Annotated in this window: 1 protein-coding gene; it reads left to right on the forward strand. The window is 61.9% G+C overall.

Going from position 1 to position 475, the window contains the following annotated elements:
- Nucleotides 1-347, forward strand: a 347-nt coding sequence (locus X744_RS139675) for a fasciclin domain-containing protein (protein ID WP_023763254.1), incomplete at its 5' end; no start/stop codon positions are given.
- Between the last annotated feature and the right edge of the window lie 128 nt (nucleotides 348-475).

Consider the following 475-nt stretch of genomic DNA (forward strand, 5'->3'; position numbering starts at 1 on the left):
CGTTCACCGTCTTCGCGCCGACCAATGAAGCCTTCGCCGCGCTGCCTGCCGGCACGGTCGAGACGCTGCTCAAGCCCGAAAACAAGGACAAGCTCGTCAAGATCCTGACCTGCCATGTGATCGGCGCCAAGGCGATGGCGGCGGATGTGATGTCCATGGCCAAGGCCGATGGCGGCACGCACAAGGTCAAGACGGTCGGCGGCTGCGAGCTGTCGCTGAAGGCCGACGGTGGCAAGGTCACCGTCACCGACGAGAACGGCAATGTCGCCAATGTGACCATCGCCGATGTCGAACAGTCCAACGGCGTCATCCACGTCATCGACAAGGTTCTGCTCCCGAAGATGTGATCGGGCGGAAGATGTAACGAGGCGCTTGCCGCGGGCGAACCTGCTGCAAGAGCTCTCCGTTGATTGCGTTTTCTCGCTCACGTGATCCGCAATCGACACGCGTGCTCCGCGCCGTCCACGATCAAAAG

It is taken from the genome of Mesorhizobium sp. LNHC252B00 (assembly GCF_000502955.1).
Lineage (GTDB): Bacteria > Pseudomonadota > Alphaproteobacteria > Rhizobiales > Rhizobiaceae > Mesorhizobium.